Annotated in this window: 21 protein-coding genes; 13 read left to right on the top strand and 8 right to left on the bottom strand. The window is 42.8% G+C overall.

Going from position 1 to position 21,968, the window contains the following annotated elements:
- Position 1 precedes the first annotated feature (1 nt).
- Entirely contained in the window at positions 2 to 1,837 is a 1,836-nt protein-coding gene (locus ACOOEY_RS02975) for a DUF3857 domain-containing protein (protein WP_420387186.1), read from the bottom strand.
- A gap of 212 nt (positions 1,838 to 2,049) precedes the next feature.
- Here ACOOEY_RS02975 and ACOOEY_RS02970 point away from each other — a divergent pair, with 212 nt between their 5' ends.
- Positions 2,050 to 3,630 carry a hypothetical protein gene (locus ACOOEY_RS02970; protein WP_420387185.1) on the top strand — a complete coding sequence of 527 codons (1,581 nt, stop codon included), beginning with the start codon at positions 2,050 to 2,052 and terminating at the stop codon, positions 3,628 to 3,630.
- Positions 3,631 to 3,693: 63 nt separating this feature from the next.
- Here the strand turns inward: ACOOEY_RS02970 and ACOOEY_RS02965 are convergent, their stop codons facing one another.
- Together ACOOEY_RS02965 and ACOOEY_RS02960 are read right to left on the bottom strand one after the other, a co-directional pair.
- Entirely contained in the window at positions 3,694 to 4,959 is a 1,266-nt protein-coding gene (locus tag ACOOEY_RS02965; protein ID WP_420387184.1) for an anthranilate synthase component I family protein, read from the bottom strand.
- 176 nt (positions 4,960 to 5,135) lie between these two features.
- Positions 5,136 to 5,879, bottom strand: a complete 744-nt coding sequence (locus ACOOEY_RS02960; protein WP_420387183.1) for a YceI family protein — start codon at positions 5,877 to 5,879, stop codon at positions 5,136 to 5,138.
- A gap of 137 nt (positions 5,880 to 6,016) precedes the next feature.
- Here ACOOEY_RS02960 and ACOOEY_RS02955 point away from each other — a divergent pair, with 137 nt between their 5' ends.
- The 9 genes from ACOOEY_RS02955 (at position 6,017) to ACOOEY_RS02915 (ending at position 12,807) form a co-directional block, all read left to right on the top strand.
- Positions 6,017 to 6,529, top strand: coding sequence for a gamma carbonic anhydrase family protein (locus tag ACOOEY_RS02955; RefSeq protein WP_420387182.1), 513 nt, complete (start codon positions 6,017 to 6,019; stop codon positions 6,527 to 6,529).
- Between the two features lie 33 nt (positions 6,530 to 6,562).
- Positions 6,563 to 7,075, top strand: coding sequence for a DinB family protein (locus ACOOEY_RS02950; RefSeq protein WP_420387181.1), 513 nt, complete (start codon positions 6,563 to 6,565; stop codon positions 7,073 to 7,075).
- On the top strand, positions 7,075 to 7,596 hold the full coding sequence (locus ACOOEY_RS02945) for an acyl-CoA thioesterase (protein ID WP_420387180.1): 522 nt from the start codon (positions 7,075 to 7,077) through the stop codon (positions 7,594 to 7,596). The genes ACOOEY_RS02950 and ACOOEY_RS02945 overlap by 1 nt, the downstream gene beginning before the upstream one ends.
- Before the next feature lie 60 nt (positions 7,597 to 7,656).
- Entirely contained in the window at positions 7,657 to 8,208 is a 552-nt protein-coding gene (locus ACOOEY_RS02940) for a hypothetical protein (protein ID WP_420387179.1), read from the top strand.
- Between the two features lie 60 nt (positions 8,209 to 8,268).
- Positions 8,269 to 9,402, top strand: a complete 1,134-nt coding sequence (locus ACOOEY_RS02935) for a serine hydrolase domain-containing protein (RefSeq protein ID WP_420387178.1) — start codon at positions 8,269 to 8,271, stop codon at positions 9,400 to 9,402.
- A 37-nt stretch (positions 9,403 to 9,439) separates the two neighbouring features.
- Complete coding sequence (locus ACOOEY_RS02930) at positions 9,440 to 10,342, top strand: histone deacetylase (protein WP_420387177.1); 903 nt, start codon at positions 9,440 to 9,442, stop codon at positions 10,340 to 10,342.
- A gap of 1 nt (position 10,343) precedes the next feature.
- On the top strand, positions 10,344 to 10,580 hold the full coding sequence (locus ACOOEY_RS02925; RefSeq protein WP_420387176.1) for a hypothetical protein: 237 nt from the start codon (positions 10,344 to 10,346) through the stop codon (positions 10,578 to 10,580).
- Between the two features lie 107 nt (positions 10,581 to 10,687).
- Complete coding sequence (locus ACOOEY_RS02920; protein WP_420387175.1) at positions 10,688 to 12,304, top strand: OmpA family protein; 1,617 nt, start codon at positions 10,688 to 10,690, stop codon at positions 12,302 to 12,304.
- Positions 12,305 to 12,306: 2 nt separating this feature from the next.
- Positions 12,307 to 12,807, top strand: coding sequence for a hypothetical protein (locus tag ACOOEY_RS02915; protein ID WP_420387174.1), 501 nt, complete (start codon positions 12,307 to 12,309; stop codon positions 12,805 to 12,807).
- Here ACOOEY_RS02915 and ACOOEY_RS02910 read toward each other — a convergent pair.
- The 4 genes from ACOOEY_RS02910 to ACOOEY_RS02895 are packed head-to-tail and all read right to left on the bottom strand — an operon-like array spanning position 12,791 to position 18,365.
- The gene (locus tag ACOOEY_RS02910) at positions 12,791 to 13,201 is read right to left on the bottom strand and encodes an acyl-CoA thioesterase (protein ID WP_420387173.1); all 411 of its coding nucleotides are present in this window, start codon (positions 13,199 to 13,201) and stop codon (positions 12,791 to 12,793) included. The two genes, ACOOEY_RS02915 and ACOOEY_RS02910, sit on opposite strands and share 17 nt — an antisense overlap.
- Positions 13,202 to 13,211: 10 nt before the next feature.
- On the bottom strand, positions 13,212 to 14,210 hold the full coding sequence (locus ACOOEY_RS02905) for a hypothetical protein (protein ID WP_420387172.1): 999 nt from the start codon (positions 14,208 to 14,210) through the stop codon (positions 13,212 to 13,214).
- 45 nt (positions 14,211 to 14,255) lie between these two features.
- Positions 14,256 to 15,959 (bottom strand): gamma-glutamyltransferase, encoded by a 1,704-nt coding sequence (ggt, locus tag ACOOEY_RS02900; protein ID WP_420387171.1) that lies wholly within the window; start codon positions 15,957 to 15,959, stop codon positions 14,256 to 14,258.
- Positions 15,960 to 15,962: 3 nt separating this feature from the next.
- On the bottom strand, positions 15,963 to 18,365 hold the full coding sequence (locus tag ACOOEY_RS02895; protein WP_420387170.1) for a prolyl oligopeptidase family serine peptidase: 2,403 nt from the start codon (positions 18,363 to 18,365) through the stop codon (positions 15,963 to 15,965).
- Between the two features lie 238 nt (positions 18,366 to 18,603).
- Here ACOOEY_RS02895 and ACOOEY_RS02890 point away from each other — a divergent pair, with 238 nt between their 5' ends.
- The gene (locus ACOOEY_RS02890) at positions 18,604 to 18,984 is read left to right on the top strand and encodes a response regulator (RefSeq protein ID WP_420387169.1); all 381 of its coding nucleotides are present in this window, start codon (positions 18,604 to 18,606) and stop codon (positions 18,982 to 18,984) included.
- Positions 18,985 to 18,986: 2 nt separating this feature from the next.
- On the opposite strand, the gene ACOOEY_RS02885 is transcribed toward ACOOEY_RS02890, so the two are convergent.
- Positions 18,987 to 20,342: a sigma-54-dependent transcriptional regulator gene (locus ACOOEY_RS02885; RefSeq protein WP_420387168.1), complete on the bottom strand. Its 1,356-nt coding sequence runs from the start codon at positions 20,340 to 20,342 to the stop codon at positions 18,987 to 18,989.
- A 116-nt stretch (positions 20,343 to 20,458) separates the two neighbouring features.
- Between ACOOEY_RS02885 and ACOOEY_RS02880 the strand changes: the two genes are divergently transcribed.
- Positions 20,459 to 21,466, top strand: a complete 1,008-nt coding sequence (locus tag ACOOEY_RS02880; protein ID WP_420387167.1) for an arginase family protein — start codon at positions 20,459 to 20,461, stop codon at positions 21,464 to 21,466.
- 97 nt (positions 21,467 to 21,563) lie between these two features.
- A complete protein-coding gene (locus ACOOEY_RS02875; RefSeq protein WP_420387166.1) occupies positions 21,564 to 21,968 on the top strand; it encodes a hypothetical protein in 405 nt (134 codons plus the stop codon).

The following is a 21,968-nucleotide window of genomic DNA, read 5'->3' as shown; positions in this document are numbered from 1 at the left end:
ATTAGTTAGATAGTACTATTACATTTTTTGACATCAGGCCTTCAATCTCTTTGAAGAAATTATAAAAGAGATGATAGTCTTGTTTGCTGATATGAGCTCTGCTTAGCTCAAATTCTTCAATGACCTGAACAGAACCGTTTTGCTGAGAAGACTGTATTTTATAAATCCCAAATTCAGTTTTGACTTCAAAGTCAATATTGCTCCTTATCTCATATGAATCACCAATATCGAAGGTATAGGTATTGCGCTGAGCAATGGGTATATCAATGCGAATAGGTGAAGTCCTTTCATCAATGTTTTCTAATTTAGGTAGAGAAAGATCTGGAACAGAAACAAGTATATCGTTGCCAATTTTTCTGTGAAATGCCGAAGGTTTTAGCTGACCATTAACTTTGACGTTTAATGAGTCTCTGTTATAGTTTATCTCTTTTGAGAGAATTTCTGTTGAATTGAATGCAAAACGATTCATTAAAAAGTCATTTACCCAATTGGTTTTTCCGTCTCTGATATAATAGGAGAGGGTCTCAAATTCTCTGCCTCTGTAGGTTTGATTGAAATTCACTTTAACATTACCAAGGTCTGTCATATCAATGGAATAGGATGCCTCATTTCTTACATCATCAATGTTTAAAGGAGGGGTGTCTACCAACTGGCTCTTCTCATTATTAACAACAAGTGTCTTTCTACCCTGGGTGAATGTTCCGAGGTAGCCTGTGGGTAAGTAAGAGGCTGTGTTTTCTAACCACAGGGTGTCCTGTTTCAATGGAACAGCCAGGATCACGTGATTAAATTGTGAGGCTACAATGTCAGGGTTTACTTTTCTCCTTTCTTCTCCACCATAAACCGGTGCATAGAATGATTCAATGCCTTTGTACTTCAGTAGCGCCTTCATGTAGATTGTCAGGGCTTTACAATCACCGAACTGATTTTCGCATACATAGGAGGCCGGATAAGGCTTTAATCCACCAATACCATAACTGACATTGACGTAGCGAGTGTTTTCCTGCATATGGTAATACAGCGCACGGATAATTTCTTTTTCATCGGTCAGGTCGGTCGTAAGCTGATCAATTTTAATTTTTTCAGTAGCGGTTAATTCCTCCAGGTCGGTATTCATCTTTGTTAACCATTTGCCGAAATCCTGCCAGGTTTGAGTGCTACCCTTAAAGGCATAATGAAACTGATCTGGAACTACCCAGACTTTGGGAATCAGGTCACTTATCGGTGGTCCGAAAACCTCTCTCTGGTAAACAGGGATATTTTGGGCTGTCCAACTGTATGTGGTTTGATTGTCACTAGTTGTGCTCTGAAATTCAAAAATGTCACTATCGTAATCCGTCTTTATATTTAAGTCCTCGGGTACAGTGACCTCCAATGAAGCTTCCCTAACGGGCATGGCATAATAATAGACAGGGGACCATTGAGCTAATGAGATATAGTCAGCCTGTTCTAGACTATAGTCTATTTCAAAGATGTAAGGAAAATCTCTGGTTGGTAGTTTAATGTTTTTCAGTTTTTGGTCACTCATAAATGTACTACCATCAACATAGCTGCTTTCTGTAAAGTCCCGATTCTTGAAGGTGGCAATCTTTTTACCCGTTAAGCTTCTCACCCCGGCAGAATTGATCTCCAGCTTATCACCTTCCTGGAAGAGAATTGAAAAAGTTTCAATTCTGTCTTCATAGCTGCCAATAAGGATCTCCAGCTTTTTTTGAGTTACAAGCTTTCCTTTGACTAACTCAACAGTCTCTCTGTGTAAAAGCATCTCAGATTTATTTTGGGCAAAGCAAACAGAGCATAGCAGAATGAGTAAAATCTGGGTGGTAGCTAATTTCATGGAGGTAAAAACTGGGAGAAATAAAGATACTTCTGTGTTTAAAATTTTAAGTATCAATAAAAATAGAGACTTAATCCGAAAATCTTCATATGGATTAGATCAAAATGGATTTTTTAAATCAACACGTATTTCTACGTAAAAATCAGGTGTTTTTCGAGCATCAATAGCGGGTCATTCTTTTTACCTTCGTATTAATCATCTTTAACCAAATCATGAAAACTAAAATCTTTGTAAGTGCATGGGCTGCACTTCTTCTACTGACAATTGCTTCCTGCACCAGTGTAGGTAGTGATGTTGAGACTGCTAATTATGAATATGACCTGGAAATCACTCTGGCTTCTAACCAGAACGCTCCGGCATTACAATCTTATGTTCACGGAGTAAGTGGTTCACAATGGCTGCTTTTTGCCGGTCGTACCAATCAGGACCTGGACGATGGTGGCTTACATGACCTGAATGGAAATTACACTTCTTCTTCCTTTGTGCCTTGGTCTTACAATGAAAACATCATGGTATATGATGTGAGCAATGACCAGATTCAGGGCATGCCATTCGATGACATGGTAAACAAGATTAAGGGATATAAGAAAGGAACATCTCTTTTGGCTGACTTGAAAACCAATGAAACTATTTTCAGAAGCTCTAACCCTTTGGTAACGCAAGAAGGAGACTATCTCTATGTGATTGGTGGTTACGGAACACCTCTGGATGCAACGGAAAGCTCGAGTGCCTACCAAACCTTTAATCAGTTGGCAAGAATTCATGTGCCTTCTGTTATTAGTCTGATCACTGAATCGACAGACGATAATGTTAAGTGGGACGAAATCTTTGCTTTTGGAACTCCTGATACACTTAGAACCACAGGTGGAGAAATGGTAATGATCGGTGACTCTCTGTATGTAGCTGCCGGACATAATTTTGGTAGCAAGGCACCTAACTTCCAGAAATACCTTGATGCTGTTTTTCCATTGCACATTTCCAAAACAGACTCCTTTAAACTGTCAGTTGCTGCTGGCGCACCAATTTCTGATTTACCTGCTGCATCTATCGGCAAGGGTTTTTCTGACAATTACTCAACTTTCAGAAGGAGAGACGGGCCAATAGTGCCGGCTTTATTCGACAATGGCGGAAGCTTGAGCGAGGGACTGACTTTCTACGGAGGTGTTTTTCAGCCGGATAGTGTAGTAATCACAACTAAGGATGGAAAAAATGATACGACCAGCTATTTGAGAGCGTGGAATGATGCCATCTATGTACACCCGGGAATAAAGGCAACGAATGCCGATACTTCCAGTCAGTACTATACAAAGGATGCCAGTTATTATCAGGCGAATCTCAATGTTTACTCGTGTTCAGATATTGAGCTATATGATGTAACCACAGGTAATGTAATTACTTTCCTTATTGGAGGTATTGGTGACGGTAACTATCAGGGAGCCGAAACACTATCTCAGTTTACTAATTCATTGTTAAGAGTGAAATACAACCTCAGTTCAGGAACCAGTACGAAAAAACTGATGACTTCGAATGTATTCGGTACCACAGATTTCTATGGTGCTGAATCTGCTTTCTTCTTTAATGAAAGTGCGAATATCCCGTTTGTTACGGCAACGCAGGGTGAAACTGAGATCATAGATTTAGGTAAACTTCAATTTGGTTCAGACAATACTGTAGACCTTGGATATGTCTACGGTGGAATCGAAGCGTATACTGGCGGTCCCGGAACATTTGGACCAGGTAAGTCAGCGGCTTCCAATAAAATATGGAAGATTACACTAACAAGAAGTAATTAAGAAATCGACTTAGGTCGAGTTATAGGGTTGAAAGGAAGGGGCAGGTCTGGAAGAGATCTGCCTCTATTTTTTGTTCAAAACTTCGAAGATGGCTTTTGCCTTAATCAGGCATTCATCATATTCCTGTTCCGCAATGGCATCATAAGTTATAGCACTGCCTACCTGAAAAGAGTATCGCATGGTTTTAGCATTGAGGAAAAGACTTCTGATCAATACGTTAAAATCAAATGCTCCTGAAGGGGTAAAGTAGCCTGCCGCTCCTGAAAAGGCTCCTCTTTTGGTGTTTTCATAGTGCTCAATAAGCTCCATTACTTTCACTTTAGGAGCACCCGTCATGCTACCCATTGGGAAGGCATGCTGAATAACATCAACAGGGTGTATCTCCGGTTTCATTTCCGAGATAACTGTAGATATCATTTGATGAACCTGTTGAAATGAATAGATGCCAAACATCTCTTCCACTTTCACACTACCTGTTTTTGCTGTTCTGGCCAGATCGTTTCTCACCAGGTCAACAATCATCATGTTTTCTGCCAGTTCTTTTTCACTGCTTCTTAATTCCTGTTTTAAGGCTTCGTCTTCGGCCTTATTAGTTCCCCTCGGACGTGTGCCTTTAATGGGCTGGGAGATGACTTTTGTTCCTTCTGTTTTAATAAACCGTTCCGGAGAAGCACATAAGATGTAGTGTTCATGGAATTTCTGCAGGCAGGCAAAAGGTTTGGGTGAGACTCTATTCAACTGCAGAAAGGTTTCTACCGGATTCGACTCGATGATCTCACCATGGAACTCCTGGCAATAGTTAATCTCATAACAATCACCCTCCTCTATATGATTTCTCAGCGCTTCAACCGTATCGATGTAAACCTTATGATCTACAGAGGCTATAGGCCGAGTATATCTGGCTTCGGGACTTACATGCTCAAATAACCAGATCGTGTCTATCAGGCTTTCGATTTCGGATTCAATCGTAAAACCTTCACCTTGAAAAGTGATGAGATGTTCTGGTTCAAAGAAATTCAAGGCGGGAAAGCCAAGATAGTCGGCATTGTCGCTTGATAACTTCTCTAATTCATTTTTCAGGTCATAGCCCAGGTAGCCGAAGAGCCACTTATCCTTCTGAAAGTTTTTTAATCCTTCAAAAGCAAAACCGGGTTCAGCCATCAATGCTCTTTTCATGCCTACGGCAAGCATTTCTTCAAACCCCTTGTGCGGGTAGGGAATGTTGTTGTTTAAATGGAGGGAGTAATGAGTATGAGTTTCAGCCCAATGCAGGGCCCTGGATAGGAATTCAGCTTTCGGATAATCCTGATATGAATAGAATGTAGCCAAGAATTAAATTTTGGCAAAAATGATGAAAGCTTTGGGTATAAAAAAGAAGCTGTCTCAAAAGCATCTGCTTCGTCATCCTGAATCTGCTGGTTAGACTATTCAGAGACCCTGAAACAAATTCAGGTTGACGTTCAGTTAGCTTTTGAAACAGCTCCTTAAATTTCTATTTCTTTTGCTTATTCGGCTGAGCTGTCATTAGCCGCTTCCAAAACAAAACCAACGTTGACTGTATCATAAACAAAGCTGTCTTTGGCTTTATCAGCAATGCTGGCCTCATTACCATACATTAGTCCCCATTCTGTTCTGTCAATATTGAAGTTAGCCTTAGCCATGATCTTTCCATTATTCATAGATACGTGAGCAGGGAAAGTAATATTCTTGGTAGTACCTCTCATCGTCAGGTTACCTGAGATAAAGTGAGTAGGGTTTTCTACCATAATCTCGCTAAGTCCGGCTGGCTTGTTTTCTGTGTCGTACTGCTCTTTATCAGCTTCCAGTCCTGAAGCGGTATAAGGCTTCACGCTGGTTACTTCAAAGCTGGCAGTTGGGTGATTGGCTGCATCGAAGAAATCGGCAGACATCAGGTGTCCCTTCAATTTACCGTTGTATTCAGACTCAGCAGGCAAATCAAGCACCACCAAAGAGTTGATATCAATGGTAAAAGATCCACCAACGATTTCAGAACCGCTCTTCATGATTTCACCATTAGTAATGGCAATGGTACCATTGTGTTTACCGGCAGGCTTGCTACCAATCCAGGTAATCTGACTGTTCGCGGTATTTACCGGAATAGCTACTGCATCAGCTACTGAAGCTACTTCCTTCGCTTCAGAAGTTTCTACGGTTTCGCCTTTTGGGCCACAGGCTACTGCCAACAGGGCCAGCATCGCTATACCGAGAGTTGATTTTAAAATTTTCATTTTGACTTGATTATAGGTTTAACTTTGTTTCCTTTCAATGAACATTCACAACAGAAAGTCTGCGTATTTGTTCGATACAAGTGCAAAACTGTGAAGAAAGTAAGAAAGTTCAATGTATGTACATATAAATTTTTAAAATGGCTTTAATAAAAGGTGTAAAGGGTAAGAAACCACAGATTCATGAGTCTTGCTGGCTGGCAGATAATGCCACAGTCGTGGGTGATGTCACTATGGCTGCCAATTCCAATGTGTGGTTCAATGCGGTAGTTCGTGGCGATGTTTGTTCAATTGAAATGGGGGAGAACTGCAATGTTCAGGATGGTGCAGTGATCCATGGTACCCTGAACCTCAGCAAAACCGTATTGGGTAATAATGTATCTATCGGTCATAATGCAATTGTGCATGGCTGCATTATTGAAGACAATGTGCTCATTGGCATGGGGGCGATAGTGATGGATAATGCCGTGATTAAATCAGGCTCTATGGTTGCTGCCGGGGCCGTAGTATTAGCCAATACTGTAGTGGAGCCTAACTCACTTTATGCAGGAACACCAGCCAAAAAGGTGAAAGAAATAGATGCCAGGTTGCGCCAGGTTATTGACAAGACCCCCGAGCATTATATTATGTATGCCAGTTGGATAGAAGATTGAGGTGTTTAAATAAAAATTCCTCTATCTTGAAACATGATCAGGAAACCCCAGGCTGGTGAGTATAATGAGTTTTATGCCACCTATATCGATAAGGTAGAAGGAGATAACATCATTAAGGCACTTAGAGAACAATTAAGCTCTTTTACAGCCTTTATGTCGGGTATTTCTGAGGAAGCCTCAGAGTATGCCTACGCTTCAGGGAAGTGGAGTATTAAAGAGTTGCTGAATCATATCAACGATACGGAACGCATTTTTGCTTACAGAGCTCTGTGTATTGCCAGGGGAGATAAAACACCTTTGCCAGGTATGGATCAGGATACTTATCAGTCGGCCAGTCCAACCAAGACCAGGACCTTTTCGAGCCTTCTTGAAGAATTTGTAGCGATCAGAACGGCTACACTTTTTCTCTTTGAAGATATGCCGGAATCAGACAGTCTTCAGGTAGGAACTGCATCCGGATTTCCTGTAAGCGTAAGAGCTTTGGCTGCCATGATTTATGGACACTGTGCTCATCATACCGATGTTATCAAACAACGCTATTTGTAATGTTTATCGTTGACCCTCATAAAGAATATAAGAAGCAGACCGAGTCGAGAATGATCATTCGTTTTCAGGACTGTGATCCGCTTCGACACCTGAACAATGCCAAATACTTCGATTACTTCTTTAATGCCCGGGAAGATCAGGTACCTAAGCTTTATGGGGTCGAAATCATGGACTTGATTAAATCGTATGAGGCCTTTTGGGTAGTGTACAATCACCATATTGCCTATCTTAAGCCAGCGAATCTGGGTGAGTGGGTAAGAATCATTACCAGACTCATACATTTTGATGACAATACAATCGTAGTAGAGTATCTAATGACCGATGACTACAAGAGCCACCTGAAAACACTCATGTGGACTACTTTTAAATATGTAGGGATGAATACCAGCCGAACCACCACTCACTCAGATGAGGTGAAGGCTTATCTGAATGCCATGTTATTTCCTGAAGTAAATTATGACCCGACATTATTCGACAACCGGGTCAAGGAGGTAAAAGCGGCAATTCAGACAAATATTTGAGACCTCGGAAAAATCAATTATATTCAATTTATATCAACAAATAATCCAGAAGATTCTGTTATGCAATCCAATCAAGGCTTTGACCCTCAGGAAATTGAAGATCTGAAAAAGGAAATCGCTGAAGGCGGAAAATCATTCGTAGTCATTGAGTCTGAAGACAATTCTGATGACTTTATGAACTTCTATTTCATAGGTATTTATGAAGGAAGAGAAGTGATCTATGATGCTGCTATTTATACTTTAAAACTGCAACATAGTAGTGAGATCTACGAATTGGCCGAGCACAAGGTAGCTCAGAAATATCCTAACTATAAGAGCATTGTTTATGAAGAAGACGAAAATGGAGACATTGAGCCTTTGAATGACGAAGAAGAAGAAATTGGGCTATACATGACAGAAGTAATGGATGAGCTTGAAGAAGACGAAGCCGTGAAGGTAAAAGAGCATGTCGATGTAGACCCTAATATTGACTACGGCATCGGTCTTGATGTTGGCCTGCATGTGGATAAGATTACCGATCAGGTGATTGAGAAATTTATCAAAGACTACAACGAAGAAACACTGAAGCTAGACCCTACCCATTATTCCTTTCAGTTTGATGATGAGGCCTAATCTGTAATAAGCAATATTCACAAGGTTGAGGAATCTTATCTTTGGACTAAATCCAATACTATGAAAAGGCTATTTCTCAACCTTCTTTTCCTATTCACTCTTGGTATATCCGCTCAGGCGCAAAGTGTCAGTGAGCTGAAGATCCGACTCCAGGAGGAGCTGGATCAGATCAAAGCGTCCTACGCCACGCCTGGAGTGACTTTCGCTGCCGTTTTGCCTGATAATGAGTTGATTGCCATAGCCGCAGGAAAGGCAAATATCGAAAAGGACATAGAGATGACTCCTGAACACCAGATGTTAGGAGGCAGTACCGGAAAGGTGTTCTATTCTGTGGTCATTATGCAACTGGTAGAAGAAGGTAAAATAGACCTGGATGAGCCCATTTCAACCTACCTGGGCTCTTACAACTGGTTCAGGCGACTACCCAATGCTGAACAACTGACCATGAGGGCTTTGCTCAGACATGAAAGTGGAATTCCCCGCTATGTATTCAAAGAAAGCTTTGAACAAGACTTGCTGAAGGATGTCAATAAAGTCTGGAAGCCAGAAGATTTGCTTTCATATGTCTTCGATGATGAGCCACTCTTTGAGGTAGGTGCTCAGTTTGAGTATTCAGATACCAATTATATCATCGCTTGCATGGTGGTGGAAAAAGTAACCGGTAACGATCTCTATGATGAAGTGAAAGAAAGAGTGATCAAAAAGGCAGGCTTGAAATATGTGGAAGCTCAGAACAAAAGGAGTTACAGCAACCTGGCCCAGGGCTATAATGACGATGGGCTGCTTTTCAAGGGAGAAATACTGGATGAAAACAATGTAAGCCGTTATAATCTTCAATTCGAGTGGGCTGGTGGAGGTCTGGTCATTACATCGCAAGACCTGGCCATATTAGCGAAGAAGATTTACGAGGGAGAAATGTTCGACAAGGCTTTGTTAGTCGAATACTTTAATGGAAGAAGTGCCGGTCAGATGGGAGGAAACTGGGGCCTTGGTGTACATATTATTGATTCACCTAATGGTAAAATTTATAGCCATACCGGCTTTATGCCCGGCTATATTACCATCATGATGTACTTTGTAGATCATGGGTTTTCTATTTGTTATCAAATCAATGGTTCTGTTCCTAAGTATCAGGCCATTGCCAGAGATTTACCCAAATTGACTGCAATAATCAGAGAAAGTCTTCAGAAGTAAAACATCTCATCTTAGTTTTGGCTTTTGAGTATTACTTATGCTTAAAATAGCCTGGACTGAAATTTACGCTCACCCTCTCCCCAGGAATCATCGGTTCCCAATGGAGAAGTATAATTTACTTCCTGAACAGCTTTTGTATGAGGGAACTGTAAAGGAGGATAACTTCTTTGAGCCCGAACCACTCCCTGAAGAAAAGGTCATCAGAACCCATGATGCTGACTATTGGGCTAAGCTCAAAAACCTCCAACTCGACAGAAAAGAAGAGAGAAGAACAGGCTTTCCATTGTCTCAGCAACTGGTAGAAAGAGAAATTACCATCATGAATGGCACCCTGCAGGCGGCACTCTTTGCCCTGCAAAATGGTATAGCCATGAATATTGCAGGAGGTACACACCATGCCTTTACCAATAGAGGAGAGGGTTTTTGCCTGCTTAATGATATTGCCATTGCCGCCAATCATTTGCTCGATGAGTCACTGGTAAAACAGGTACTGGTAGTTGACCTTGATGTACATCAGGGGAATGGTACTGCAGAGATATTTCAGAACGAACCCCGGGCCTTTACCTTCAGTATGCATGGGGCATCTAACTATCCTATGCATAAAGAGAAATCTGACCTGGATGTGCCTTTACCTGATGGTACAACGGATGATGTGTATCTGGGCCTGTTGGACCAATACCTGAAAAGCTTGCTGGACAATGTAGAACCTGACTTTATCTTTTTCCAGTCGGGAGTCGATGTTTTGGCCACTGACAAGCTAGGTCGACTGGGAATGACTATTGAGGGGTGTAAAGAACGCGACAGAATGGTTTTAGACTTGTGTAAGCGGAACGGTATTCCTCTGGTCGCCAGCATGGGTGGAGGCTACTCTCAAAGAATAGCACATATTGTTGAGGCCCATGCGAATACATACAGACTCGCACAGGAAATCTATTTTTAATATGGAAAAGAAGAAGTTAAAACAGCAGTGGCTCCTGTTCGCAGCCACAGGCCTCGCATTGGTTGGTTTGGGGTTAAGTCTTATGGGTGAGGCACTCATCAGGAAATATGAAGCGGCTGCCTTCTCCCAATGGTTTTGGCTGGGTACCCTGGCCTTGATTGTGGTAAATAGCGGATTGGCTCTCTTTGGAAAGGCAGTTACCTTACGTGTAAGACTAGATCGATGGAATAATCCATAGTCTATTCCAATCAATTCTTTTAATTTGCGTTAACAAAGTTTAAAACAGCCTGTCTTGAACTAGCATGCGCTTTACGCGTAATTCGTATTGATCATTAACAAATTTCCATGTTGAATCGCTTCGGCATTTTCCTTATCGGATTCCTGTCTGTTTTTTATACTCAGGCTCAGGTTGAAAGTCATATTAAAATTGATGGATTGAACTCTTCTTACGATGAGCATAGTCCGGCCCTAAGTCCTGATGGTAATACTCTTTATTTCACCCGCTCAGGCCATGCGGCTAATGTCGGTGGAGTAATCGACAGAGGAGATATCTGGTATAGTGTCAAGACAGATTCTGGTTGGACTCAGCCGGCCCATGCCGGCCACCTGATCAATCACCCAGGCTTGAATGGGGTAGTAGGCTTCAGTGCTGATGGTCAGCGCATGTATCTTCTGAATTACTTTGATCCGGATGGACAAGGCGGTGGGAATATGAGAAATGGGATAGCCGTTTCAAACCTTGAGAATGGAGAATGGACAAGGCCGGAAAGATTAAGAATTCAATATTTCTCCAACGATTCACCCTACATAGGGGCCACTATTAACAGAGAAGAGAATACACTCATACTGGCTATCAGGTCTTATGAATCAGAGGGAAATGAAGACTTGTATGTCTCTTTCAAACAGGGAGACGATCAGTGGAGTCAACCAAAGAACCTGGGATCAGTAGTGAATACCTATGGTGAAGAATGGTCGCCCTTCCTCGCTGCAGATAATGAAACGCTTTATTTTACATCTAATGCTCATGATGGTTTTGGCGGTCGGGACATTTTTGTGACTAAGCGCCTGAATGGTTCATGGCAGGATTGGTCAGCACCGGTAAATCTGGGTGAAGCCATCAATACCAAAGGCACCGAGCGAGATTACTTCATTCCGGCAGAAGGTGATATGGCTTTCTTTTCATCTACCCAGAACAGTGAAGGCTTTGGCGATATATTCAACTTTCCGTTGAGTCAGACAGAAAAGGCTTTGCAGCAGTCAGCCGAGACTGTGATCACAGCCAATACTGCCTCGGAAACGGATCAACCGGAGAAGGAGTCGGTCATTGTAATGACCTTTCAGGTGCTTGACAAAAGAACAGAGCAACCGGTAGATGCAGCCATAGAATTTACTTATGGACAAAAGAAGATCGACCTGAATACAGCAGATATAGATTCTGAAAACAAACACTTTGTGCTCTCACTTGAAGAAGGGGCAGAGGTAGCGGTGAATATCAAAGCGAAAGGATATCTGGCTTATGAAGAGATATTCACTGCAGATGCTTCCGTGCAGGGAGTAGATAGTGAATTCGGTGGAAGTGGAGTTGAGACTTTTTACCTGACTCCTGAGGAGGTGGGTACCAAGATGAAAATTGAGAATGTGCTTTTCAATCGTGCTGCAGCTACTTTCTCGAATCCACAAGTGGCTACCAGACAACTGGATGAAATTGTTCAGATGATGAAGTCAAACCCAGGCATGGCCATTCGGTTGGAAGGACATACCGACAATCGAGGTGATGCCCGCCTCTTAAAGGAACTGTCCGTTGAAAGAGTTAAAACGGTCCGCGACTATCTCCTTAGTAAGGGAGTTGAGGCCGATAGGGTGGAGTTTGTAGGCTTTGGCGGAGAGCAGCCATTGACTGACAATGATAGTGCTTCAGGCAGAGAGATTAACCGAAGAGTTGAATTTGTGATTATCCGCTAACATTGGCCAGATACCTCACCATATTCATTACCCTAGTGCTCTTATGGTCTTGCTCATCAGAAAAGAATGATAAGGATAACATCTACCCGTTAGCAAAGCATTTCTTTGATACTTACAGTGATCGTTCAGATTGGGAGCATTTCAAGCAGCTTTATGCTGACGATTTGGTTTTTGAAGATGTCATTTTCAGATATCGCTTTGATCGGACCGGATTTGAAAACTTCTATAACTGGCCGGATACCTTATTTCAAAAGCATCCCGAATATCCAGAAACCCTGATACTGGAAAACTTAACGATAAATGATTCTACGGCTATAGGCTCAGGTTACTTTACACCTTTCTATTATGGCGAAAAACTATTTGGTATTGACCATCAATGGAGGTTTGTGATAGAGCTGACCTTTGACAAGCAGGGGTTGGTAAAACATCAAAAGGACTTTATTGAGTATCCACCTGAGTATTTAAAGTCTGCTGCTGAAGCTTTACTTAAGGTTGAGAATTAAAGAAGGGTTCAACAATTTCAGAAGGCACCCTGACAGGTCTCAGATTATCTCTTCTTATCATACACCACTCTGTTTTGGCTTGCACAAGCAACTCCTCGGTTTCCTTCTTGAATATTCTGACCAGACGAATGGATTTCACTCCATTAAACTCGTGCACATGAGTTCTGAGTATCAGTCGCTCACCAAGAAAAGCAGGCTTTTTATATTCAATGAAGTGGTTCAGTGCCACCCAGGCGTAAGTTTCCAGCCAGTTCGTCATGGCAAGGTGTTCCCAATGCGCTTTGGCTACATCTTGTACCCATTGCAGATACTGCACATTATTGACATGATTCATTTCATCCAGGTGCTGTTGCTCCACCTGAATTTCCATTTCAAATACTTTTGGATTCTCCATTAATACTTGGCTAGTACCTGATTCTTCTTTCTTCTACTTTAATGGTAATGCCGTTCGAGTAAGTAGTCTTCTTGATCCAATTACCCCGATAATCATATTCATAGAATGTGGCATACCTGTCTACAAAAGTACCTCTTAAAGTTCGGCTTTCGTATTCTACCAGATCACCATCTACATAGATTTCCTTAAACCTGGAGCGATAGGAGGTTGTATCTCCTGTATTGAAATAGCCCTTTACCAATACCCGGGCTGAATCATGTCTGATTTCTACCTGCCGCTCAACGGGCAATTCTCTGGACTGGTAGACCAGGGTTTCCTGAATAAGAGAGTCCGGGAAATACCTGAATTCTGTGGTAGATTCTAATGCCTCATCCTTTCGGGTTTTGATCTCAATGATTCTAGCCTCCGAATCGTAAGTGTATTGTTTTTCCAGTTGATTGGTAGGTTCATCGCTGCGACTGCTTAGGTCAAAGTAGGTTTCATGGATCAGGTCCATTTGTTCATTGTATTCGTAGAGCCAATAACGATTCAGTTGATCTCTTCCTCTGTATTCTTCTTTGGCAATAACCAATCCCTGGTCATTATAGCGTAAAACAATTCTTGAGTGAACTGTGCCTGTGATTCGATAAACTATTTCTTCCGAAGTCAATGTCTCTTCATTGTAGGAATAGGTGATTCTGGGAATGCTTTCAAAATCATCTGTTCGCAACTGTTCCTGAATTCTACCTAAGCTGTCGAAGAGATAGGTCTTAATGGCTTTTCCAGCCTTCTGAAATTCTACCCGGATCAAACTTGTATTTTGAAAATAGTAATGACTGCTGATCTCAGATTTAAAGAGTCTTGCCGAATCTCTATTGTAATTGAAGACTTCAATACTGTAGGCCTTAGGCTGGCCAATCAGTAGCTGATCTACATTGACTTCAGTGAGGTAGGAAGATTCAAATGAGGGTAAAACAGATTGTCCCAGACAAGTGGTTGAAAGGAAAATCAATAATACCCATAACCTCATGTTATCAATATAGGCAATGGGGGATGAAAGTGAAAGCAGCCGGGCTTAGAAACCCATGGCAGTATCATCGCCTCTTGGGTCGGCTCCACCTTCGAGCCTGCCATCAGGCAGCACAAGGATGGCATCTACACGGCCACTGGCACCACCGGCACTCATAGTATGTCCCATTTGCTCCAGCTTTACTACAGTGAGGCTGTCGAGGCCACCTCGCTCATAGCGAATTCTGTCTGGCAGCCACTGATGGTGGAATCGGGGAGCGGCAACAGCCTCCTGCATGGTCATGTCAAAGTCGATGACATTCACTATGGTCTGGAAAACGGAAGTGATAATCGTTGAACCTCCAGGAGTGCCTACTACCATAAAGAGCTCTCCGTCTTTGGTGACAATGGTAGGTGTCATGGAACTGAGCATGCGTTTTTCAGGCGCTATAGAATTAGCTTCGCCACCAACAAGGCCATACATGTTAGGCTCCCCCGGTTTAATGCTGAAATCATCCATTTCATTGTTGAGCAGAAATCCGGCTCCTCCAACAAAGACTTTTGAACCCATTCCTCCATTTAAGGTAGTGGTTACCGAAACGGCATTGCCTTCGGCATCTATGACCGAAAGGTGAGTAGTTTCCTCGCTTTCATATCCTGCAGGTTGACCCGCCTGAATACTTGCGCTCGGAGTGGCTTTGGCAGGATCGAAGTTGCTCATGCGTTCAGTAGCATAGTCTCTTTCTAACAAGCCTTGCCTGGGGACCTTGTAGAAATCAGGGTCGCCCAGGTGTTTGGCCCGGTCAGCATAAACTCTTCTTTCAGCTTCTGCCATAGCATGAACAGCAGCCACGGAATGAAATCCTTTATCACTCAGGTTGAGCGCTTCTACTGAATTGAACAATTGAGCCAGGGCAATTCCCCCACTGGATGGTGGAGGCATGGAGATGAATTGATAATCTTTATAGGTGCCGGTAATAGGCTCTCTCCAAACGGCTTCGTATTGTTCAAGGTCTTTGAGACTGATAAGTCCATTGCCGCGTTGCATTTCTTCCACAATCAATTGTGCGGTTTCTCCTCTGTAGAAACCATCACGACCATTGTCTCTGATTCTGGTGAGTGTAGCGGCCAGGTCTGGAATACTCACTATATCGCCAGCTTTCCATTCTTCTCCTTCTTTGGACAGGAAGAAGTCAGGTTGAATGGTATTGTATTGAATAAAAGCTTCTCTGTTACCATTTAGCCCTCTGGCCTCGCGCTCTGTCAACTCCCAGCCATTAGCGGCCAGGTCGATAGCAGGCTGAACCAGTTCGGCCCAATCCAGTTTACCATACTTTTGATGGGCAGCGGCTAATCCGGCAACGGTGCCAGGAACTCCTGCAGCCAAATGTCCTCTGAGGCTTGAGTTAGGAATAACCTCACCGTTTTCATCGAGGTACATGTCTCTGCCTCCGGCCAGGGGAGCTTTTTCTCTATAGTCCAGTGAGGCAATTTCATCATTAGCCATTCGACTAACCATAAAACCACCGCCACCAATATTACCCGCTCCCGGATAGACTACCGCGAGAGCGAATTGAGTAGCAATAGCAGCATCCACGGCATTTCCACCTTTAGCCATGATATTCTTACCCACTTCAGAGGCTAAAGGATGTGCAGAAACCACCATGGCTTTCTGCACAATAAGACCTCTGTTCTCCTGGGTTTGATTTTCCTGCGGCTGGCAGGAAAATAGGGTGACAAATAGAATTGCCAGGAATGCTGCTCTCTTCATTTTTTAATCCTTTTGTCCGATTGTGTTTTCGAACAGTTTGAAAATCCTCTTGTACTCATCTGTCCAGCTCGATGGCTCTGTGAAACCGTGGTTTTCAACAGGATAAAGTGCCATTTCCCAATTATCCTTTCCTAACTCAATCAGTCTTTGAGCCAGTCTTACAACATCCTGGAAATGAACATTGGTATCTACCATACCATGAGCAATCAACAGATCACCCTTAAGGCCTTCTGCAAAGTAGATAGGAGAGCTACGCTTGTAGGCAATTGGATCTTCAACAGGCGTATTCAAAATATTTGAGGTATAACCATGGTTATAGTGTGCCCAGTCAGTTACAGATCTTAGGGCCGCACCGGCATTGATTACATCAGGATATTTGAACATGGCAAACAGGGTAATGAATCCACCATAAGAACCACCGTACATACCGATTCTTCCGGCTTCAACACCGTGCTCATTCATAAGGTATTTAGCGCCATCAATCTGGTCAGAAAGGTCTTTTCCACCCATATATCTATAGATGCCTGTTCTCCAGTCTCTACCATAACCTGAACTGGCTCTGTAGTCGATATCCAATACGGTGTAGCCTTTCGCCATCAACATGTTGTTGAACATATACTCACGGAAGTAGGTACTCCACCAGTAGTGCACGTTTTGAAGGTATCCTGCACCGTGAACGAAGATCACACCTGCACCATTTGGATTCTCAGGCTTATAAAGTCTGGCATGTACATCGGCACCATCTTCTGCCTTGAAAGTGATGATCTCAGCTTCGTGCCAGTCATATTGCTTAAAGCCATCTCTTAGACTTTCGGTCAGCTTTTCTGCTTTTGCACCTGGTTTGTTAGCCTGTACATAAAGTTCAGTTGGCTGATCGATGTAAGAGTACTCAATCGCCAAAGTCTTCTCATCAGGAGAAAGGGTTACGTTGTTACCACCGTCTACTGAAGTGATCTGAGTAGGAGTACCACCACCAACAGGTATGGAGTAGAAGTGTCTGATACCCGGGTGCTTCATATTAGCAGTGAAATACCATTTGCTACCATCCTCAGAAAGGAATGGGCTGTACACTTCGTAGTTTCCGTTGGTTAGCTGCTTGGTAACACCTGTTGAAAGGTCATGGGTATAAAGGTGCGAGTAACCAGACTTTTCAGACTGGAAGTAGATTGTCTTGTTGTCAGGAAGGAAACCGAAAGTTCCGCCACCAAAGCTACTGATGCCAGGACCTGCAATCCATGCCTCGTCTCTCTGACGATCGATAGTGATCAGATCACCTGATTCAGGAATAAGACGCATGATCCATCTGTCTTTGTTGTCTTCTGAAGAGAACTGAACAACGGCATATTTGCCATCACCAGACCAGATGGTTGTAGTAGCCGATACCTTTCTTGGCTCTTCTTTCCACTCCTTATCAGGATAATCTTTTACATAATCAGGAAGATCAGTAATACCTGGCAGTTGCATTTTGTCGAGGTAATAAACACTATCGCCTTCTACATTGTAGATGCCGATTTCGCTGTAACCCTGTTCACCACCTACTTTTTCACGGGTATTCAGGTCAGTGGTATAACCAGAGTCTGTTACGTAGTTAGGAACAATAGTACGCTTGGCACCATTTTCCGGAGCATGATAAACTGTGAAGCTTACGAATTTACCATCTGCAGAGAGTTGCAGTCCTCTGATGTTTTCCAATTCAACGGCACTTCTGTTGTCGTTATCGCCACCGAATCCGCCAAAAGAACCAAAGCCTCTGAAGCTTCTTCTAGGTCTGTTTCTTCTTTCAGCAAGGATTTCAGAGGTAGTAGCCTGATCTTCTCTCAGCCAGGCATCCTGGATTCTATTGCCCGAATTTCCATTGTTCACGTTTCTTCTACCACCGCGGTCTTCGTCATTATTATTGGTAATGATGAAGTTGGTGAGTTGAGTCATTAAACCGGTCTCTGTGTCGATAGAGAACAGGTTATCATCAGCAATAAAAGTGATGACATTTTCCTTGTGGAAGGAAGGACTCACTTCTCTGCTGTTGGTCGAGGTAAGGCGTGTTACCTTGCCTGACTTTAGTTCTTTCATGTAGATGTCTCCACCTTCAGAATAGACAATTTTGGTTTTGGCTTTATTGTATTCATAGCTGGAAGGCCATCCTTCTGAAGTATCTTCCACCTTTTCAGCCTGACCACCGTTTTTGCTGATTTTGTAAGATGAAACTTCACCGTTGCCATCCGGGTCCCAGTAAAAAAATATGCTTTTGCTGTCTTTAGACCAGCTTACTCTGGAAGGAGAGGTGCCAATGAACTTCTCCGGAGCCTGCATGATTTCCTCCACAGTGAGCTGCGAGAGGGGTTTGGTTTGAGCATAGGATACTACCGCCCAAAAAAGTAGTAAACCGAATATTCCTATCTTTCTCATGTCTCTTTTTAGATTTTAAGGTAATGATCAAACATACTTAAAATGACCAAAAAGAAGATGCGAAATATGTCGAGAGGTAGAATACGGTGAAATCCCGTTTTGAGACTCTTTGTCTTGTTATGGACCTGCACGAATAAAAGCTGTTTTGCAAATCGGGATTTTTAGCTATTTATGGGCTGATTTTTAAGGCCTTATAAATTGGCACGATAAAGGCTGTGGCCTGATTGATTTGAAAGCATTGAGAAAGAGAATACTGGTGGTTGAAGATGACATTAGTGTTCAGAAGATGGTGGGCTACCATCTGAAAGATAATTACGAGGTGACTTTGGTTTCAGATGGCTGGGAAGCGGTGTATAAGCTGTACAATGAAGACCCGGCAATTGACCTGATTCTAACCGATATTGAGATGCCTGAACTGAATGGTTTGGAGCTGATGGAGATTTTGGATGAAACTTCAGGCTTGAACCAGATTCCGGTAATCGTGATGAGTTCTCTGATTGGTGAACAAGCAAGTCTGGATCTGGATTTCCAGAATTACTATGGGGCAATTCCCAAACCGATAGTGCCTACTGAATTGTTTTTGAAGATCGAAGAGGCTTTTGTATCTAAAATGGGTTGAGCCTACTCTTCCATTTCTTTCAGGTAGCGATATATACTCGATTTACCGATATCCAGTTTCTTAGCCACCAGGAGCACATTATTATCGTATTTGTCCAGAAAATGGCGGATGATTTTAAAAGTGTAGTCACGCAGCGACATTTCTTCAAATAGAAACTGGTCTTCTTTCTGCAGGCTGTTAAAGGTAATGTCATCTGCCTGAATTTCATTCTCATCACACATCACGGCTGCCAGCTCTACCACCGATTTCAATTCTCTTACGTTCCCAGGAAAGGCATAGGCCAGTAACTTATTCTTAGCCCCCTGGCTTAGTTTAACAGCACCAAGTTTATTCTCTTTGGCAAAGGTGTTGAGTAAGTGCTTGGCAATGAGGATCACATCCTGACCTCTTTCACGAAGAGGAGGAAGCTCGATTGGAATACCCAGGAGTCTGTAATAGAGGTCTTCTCTGAAATTGCCTGACTTTACTTCTTCTGCCAGATTTCTATGCGTAGCCACAATGACCCGCAGATCGAATTTCACCAGCTCATTGCCACCCACACGGGTCAGTTCACGTTCCTGCAAAACCCGAAGTAACTTAGCCTGTAGGTTAATATCCATTTCTCCGATTTCATCGAGGAACAGAGTGCCTCCATTGGCCTCTTCGAATTTCCCTTTTCTTCTGGCCACAGCTCCGGTAAAGGCACCTTTCTCATGACCGAAAAGCTCACTTTCAATCAGGTTTTCCGGAATAGCCGCAATGTTGACGGCTACGAATGGCTTAGATTTCTTCTCGGAATTATAATGTATGGCTTTGGCTACTACTTCCTTACCTGTTCCGGTTTCCCCCGTAATGGAGACCGTAATATTGGTCTTCACGGCTTTTTGCATCATTTTGAAGACCTTCTGAATAGCAGGGCTTTCCCCAATGATACTATTACCAAACTCATATTTCTGATTGAGTTCTTCCTTTAGAACGGTAATCTCATGTTTCAGAGAGCTAACCTTCTTGGCATTGTTGATCGCATGTAGCAGCCTGTCTTTGGTCTCATTGTCTTTGGTGATGTAATCATTGGCACCATGTTTCAGCAGGGAGACAGCGGTATTGATGCTTTCCTGAGAAGAGACTACAATTACCTGAATTTCAGGGTCGTACTTTTTAATCTCCTCCAGTATTTCCTTTCCGGTCATATCAGGAAGGGAGTAGTCAAGTAAAACGATCTTGGGGTTTTCGTGAAGGTTTTCCAGGCAGGCTCTGCCGGTATCAAAAGTATGGACTACATGATCCGGATTAAGTTCGGCTATGTAACGCTCCAGCTTAATGTAAAGTGGATCGTCTTCCACTACGAATATCCGAACAGTCTCCGGTGTGTAATGCATTGCTTTTGAATTGGTTGTGTTAAAAAGTAACTATAATTTAATAATCTAGCTAGCGAATATAAGGACTGACCAACTGCTTTTTAACTATTTTAGCTGAAAAGTAGAACCAGCACAGGATGATAGTTGAGGTAAACCCCGAACACTTTTTAAAGACCAGGAAGGGAGAAACCCATGTAGGGGAGAAGACGCAGTATTGCTCGGCTAAGGCATGGAAGACTGAGCTTAAGAAGCTGAAGAAAGAAGTTAAATTCTGCATTATCGGTATTCCTGAATGTGTGGGGATACTGGGGAATTCGGGCCGTTCCGGAGCGCAGAATGCCTGGGAAGCCTTTCTCTTTGAGTTCCTCAATATTCAGAGTAATCGTTTTTTGTCAGGAAAGGAGTTTGTGGTATTGGGTTCTGTAGATATTGACCTGATCCAGGAAAAGGCCGAATTACTTTCTGCCGGCTCTGAATACTATACCCAGAAGCTACACTTGTTGTGCGAGGAGATTGATGATCTGGTAGAACCAGTGATCGAGACGGTGAAACAGCAGGGACTTATTCCCATTATCATCGGGGGAGGGCAGAACAATGCCTATCCTATTATTAAGGCTGTGGCAGCCACAGCTAGAAAGAAGAAGGTAAATGTGATCAATCTGGATGCACATTGCGATTTCAGGGCGCTGGAGGGCAGGCATAGCGGTAATGCATTCTCATATGCCAGACAAAAGATGGCACTTAATCGCTATTTCGTATTTGGTTTGCATCAGTCCTACAATAATGAAAACATGCTCAAGTCGATGGATGCTGATGAGCAGGTGAAGTACTCTTTTCTGGAGCGGATTACCTATCTGGAAGAAACTTTGGCTGATGCACTGTCTTTTGTGATTGATGATCAGATTGAGTGTGGAATTGAGTTGGATATGGATTCTATTCGCATGATGCCGAGTTCTGCCATTTCTCCCACCGGCTTTTCTTTGGAGCAGGCCCGTTTGTATATCCGTAAATCTGCCAATAGTGTAAATCCGGCTTATCTGCATTTATCAGAGGCTGCACCTAATGATGAAGACCAACGCATTCTGGTTGGTAAATCGCTGGCCTACCTGGTAAGTGATTTTGCCAAGGCTGTTTTGAGTAAATAGGTGCTCATTGGTCGATTGTTTTGGGGAATATGTCTATAAGCTGTATTGGTACCCCGGTTGATCGTGCTTTGAGTTGTCCTCTTTAAAACTCAGATGTATGAAATATTTAATCTCACTGCTATTTACTCTGCTGGTCTCCTCTGATCTGCACAAAGAGTCTGTATCAACCGTGGATATGGTGGAAGTCATCAACGAGAATATAGCCGAAGCCAGGCACTACTATTTGCACAACTGGAAGATATTAAGGGAACAGGCGATAGAGAAGGGGTATATCGAAAGTTATCAGTTCATTGAAATGGAGCCGACCGAGACCGTTCCATTAAGTTTTATGCTGATTACCACCTATAAGGACATTGATCAGTACAACCAGGCCGAAGGGCATTTTATTGAATTGATAGAGGCGAAAGGATCTTTAGATCTGTTGAATGATAAAAAGCCTAATGAGTTCAGAAGGACGATTTACTCCAAAGGACCTTTAAAATCCATAGCCCACAAGCAGTAG

This window comes from Roseivirga sp., from assembly GCF_965216855.1.
Taxonomy (GTDB): Bacteria; Bacteroidota; Bacteroidia; order Cytophagales; family Cyclobacteriaceae; genus Roseivirga.
This window is presented reverse-complemented; position numbering and strand designations above follow the sequence as displayed.

What these genes read in the sequence shown, in the direction of transcription:
- ACOOEY_RS02930 (WP_420387177.1), top strand. Translation starts at nt 9,440, where the DNA reads ATGCTTAAAATAGCCTGGACTGAAATTTACGCTCACCCTCTCCCCAGG.
- ACOOEY_RS02925 (WP_420387176.1), top strand. Translation starts at nt 10,344, where the DNA reads ATGGAAAAGAAGAAGTTAAAACAGCAGTGGCTCCTGTTCGCAGCCACA.
- ACOOEY_RS02920 (WP_420387175.1), top strand. Translation starts at nt 10,688, where the DNA reads ATGTTGAATCGCTTCGGCATTTTCCTTATCGGATTCCTGTCTGTTTTT.
- ACOOEY_RS02940 (WP_420387179.1), top strand. Translation starts at nt 7,657, where the DNA reads ATGCAATCCAATCAAGGCTTTGACCCTCAGGAAATTGAAGATCTGAAA.
- ACOOEY_RS02910 (WP_420387173.1), bottom strand. Translation starts at nt 13,201, where the DNA reads ATGGAGAATCCAAAAGTATTTGAAATGGAAATTCAGGTGGAGCAACAG.
- ACOOEY_RS02970 (WP_420387185.1), top strand. Translation starts at nt 2,050, where the DNA reads ATGAAAACTAAAATCTTTGTAAGTGCATGGGCTGCACTTCTTCTACTG.
- ggt (WP_420387171.1), bottom strand. Translation starts at nt 15,959, where the DNA reads ATGAAGAGAGCAGCATTCCTGGCAATTCTATTTGTCACCCTATTTTCC.
- ACOOEY_RS02950 (WP_420387181.1), top strand. Translation starts at nt 6,563, where the DNA reads ATGATCAGGAAACCCCAGGCTGGTGAGTATAATGAGTTTTATGCCACC.
- ACOOEY_RS02880 (WP_420387167.1), top strand. Translation starts at nt 20,459, where the DNA reads ATGATAGTTGAGGTAAACCCCGAACACTTTTTAAAGACCAGGAAGGGA.
- ACOOEY_RS02885 (WP_420387168.1), bottom strand. Translation starts at nt 20,342, where the DNA reads ATGCATTACACACCGGAGACTGTTCGGATATTCGTAGTGGAAGACGAT.
- ACOOEY_RS02955 (WP_420387182.1), top strand. Translation starts at nt 6,017, where the DNA reads ATGGCTTTAATAAAAGGTGTAAAGGGTAAGAAACCACAGATTCATGAG.
- ACOOEY_RS02935 (WP_420387178.1), top strand. Translation starts at nt 8,269, where the DNA reads ATGAAAAGGCTATTTCTCAACCTTCTTTTCCTATTCACTCTTGGTATA.
- ACOOEY_RS02960 (WP_420387183.1), bottom strand. Translation starts at nt 5,879, where the DNA reads ATGAAAATTTTAAAATCAACTCTCGGTATAGCGATGCTGGCCCTGTTG.
- ACOOEY_RS02945 (WP_420387180.1), top strand. Translation starts at nt 7,075, where the DNA reads ATGTTTATCGTTGACCCTCATAAAGAATATAAGAAGCAGACCGAGTCG.
- ACOOEY_RS02875 (WP_420387166.1), top strand. Translation starts at nt 21,564, where the DNA reads ATGAAATATTTAATCTCACTGCTATTTACTCTGCTGGTCTCCTCTGAT.
- ACOOEY_RS02895 (WP_420387170.1), bottom strand. Translation starts at nt 18,365, where the DNA reads ATGAGAAAGATAGGAATATTCGGTTTACTACTTTTTTGGGCGGTAGTA.
- ACOOEY_RS02905 (WP_420387172.1), bottom strand. Translation starts at nt 14,210, where the DNA reads ATGAGGTTATGGGTATTATTGATTTTCCTTTCAACCACTTGTCTGGGA.
- ACOOEY_RS02975 (WP_420387186.1), bottom strand. Translation starts at nt 1,837, where the DNA reads ATGAAATTAGCTACCACCCAGATTTTACTCATTCTGCTATGCTCTGTT.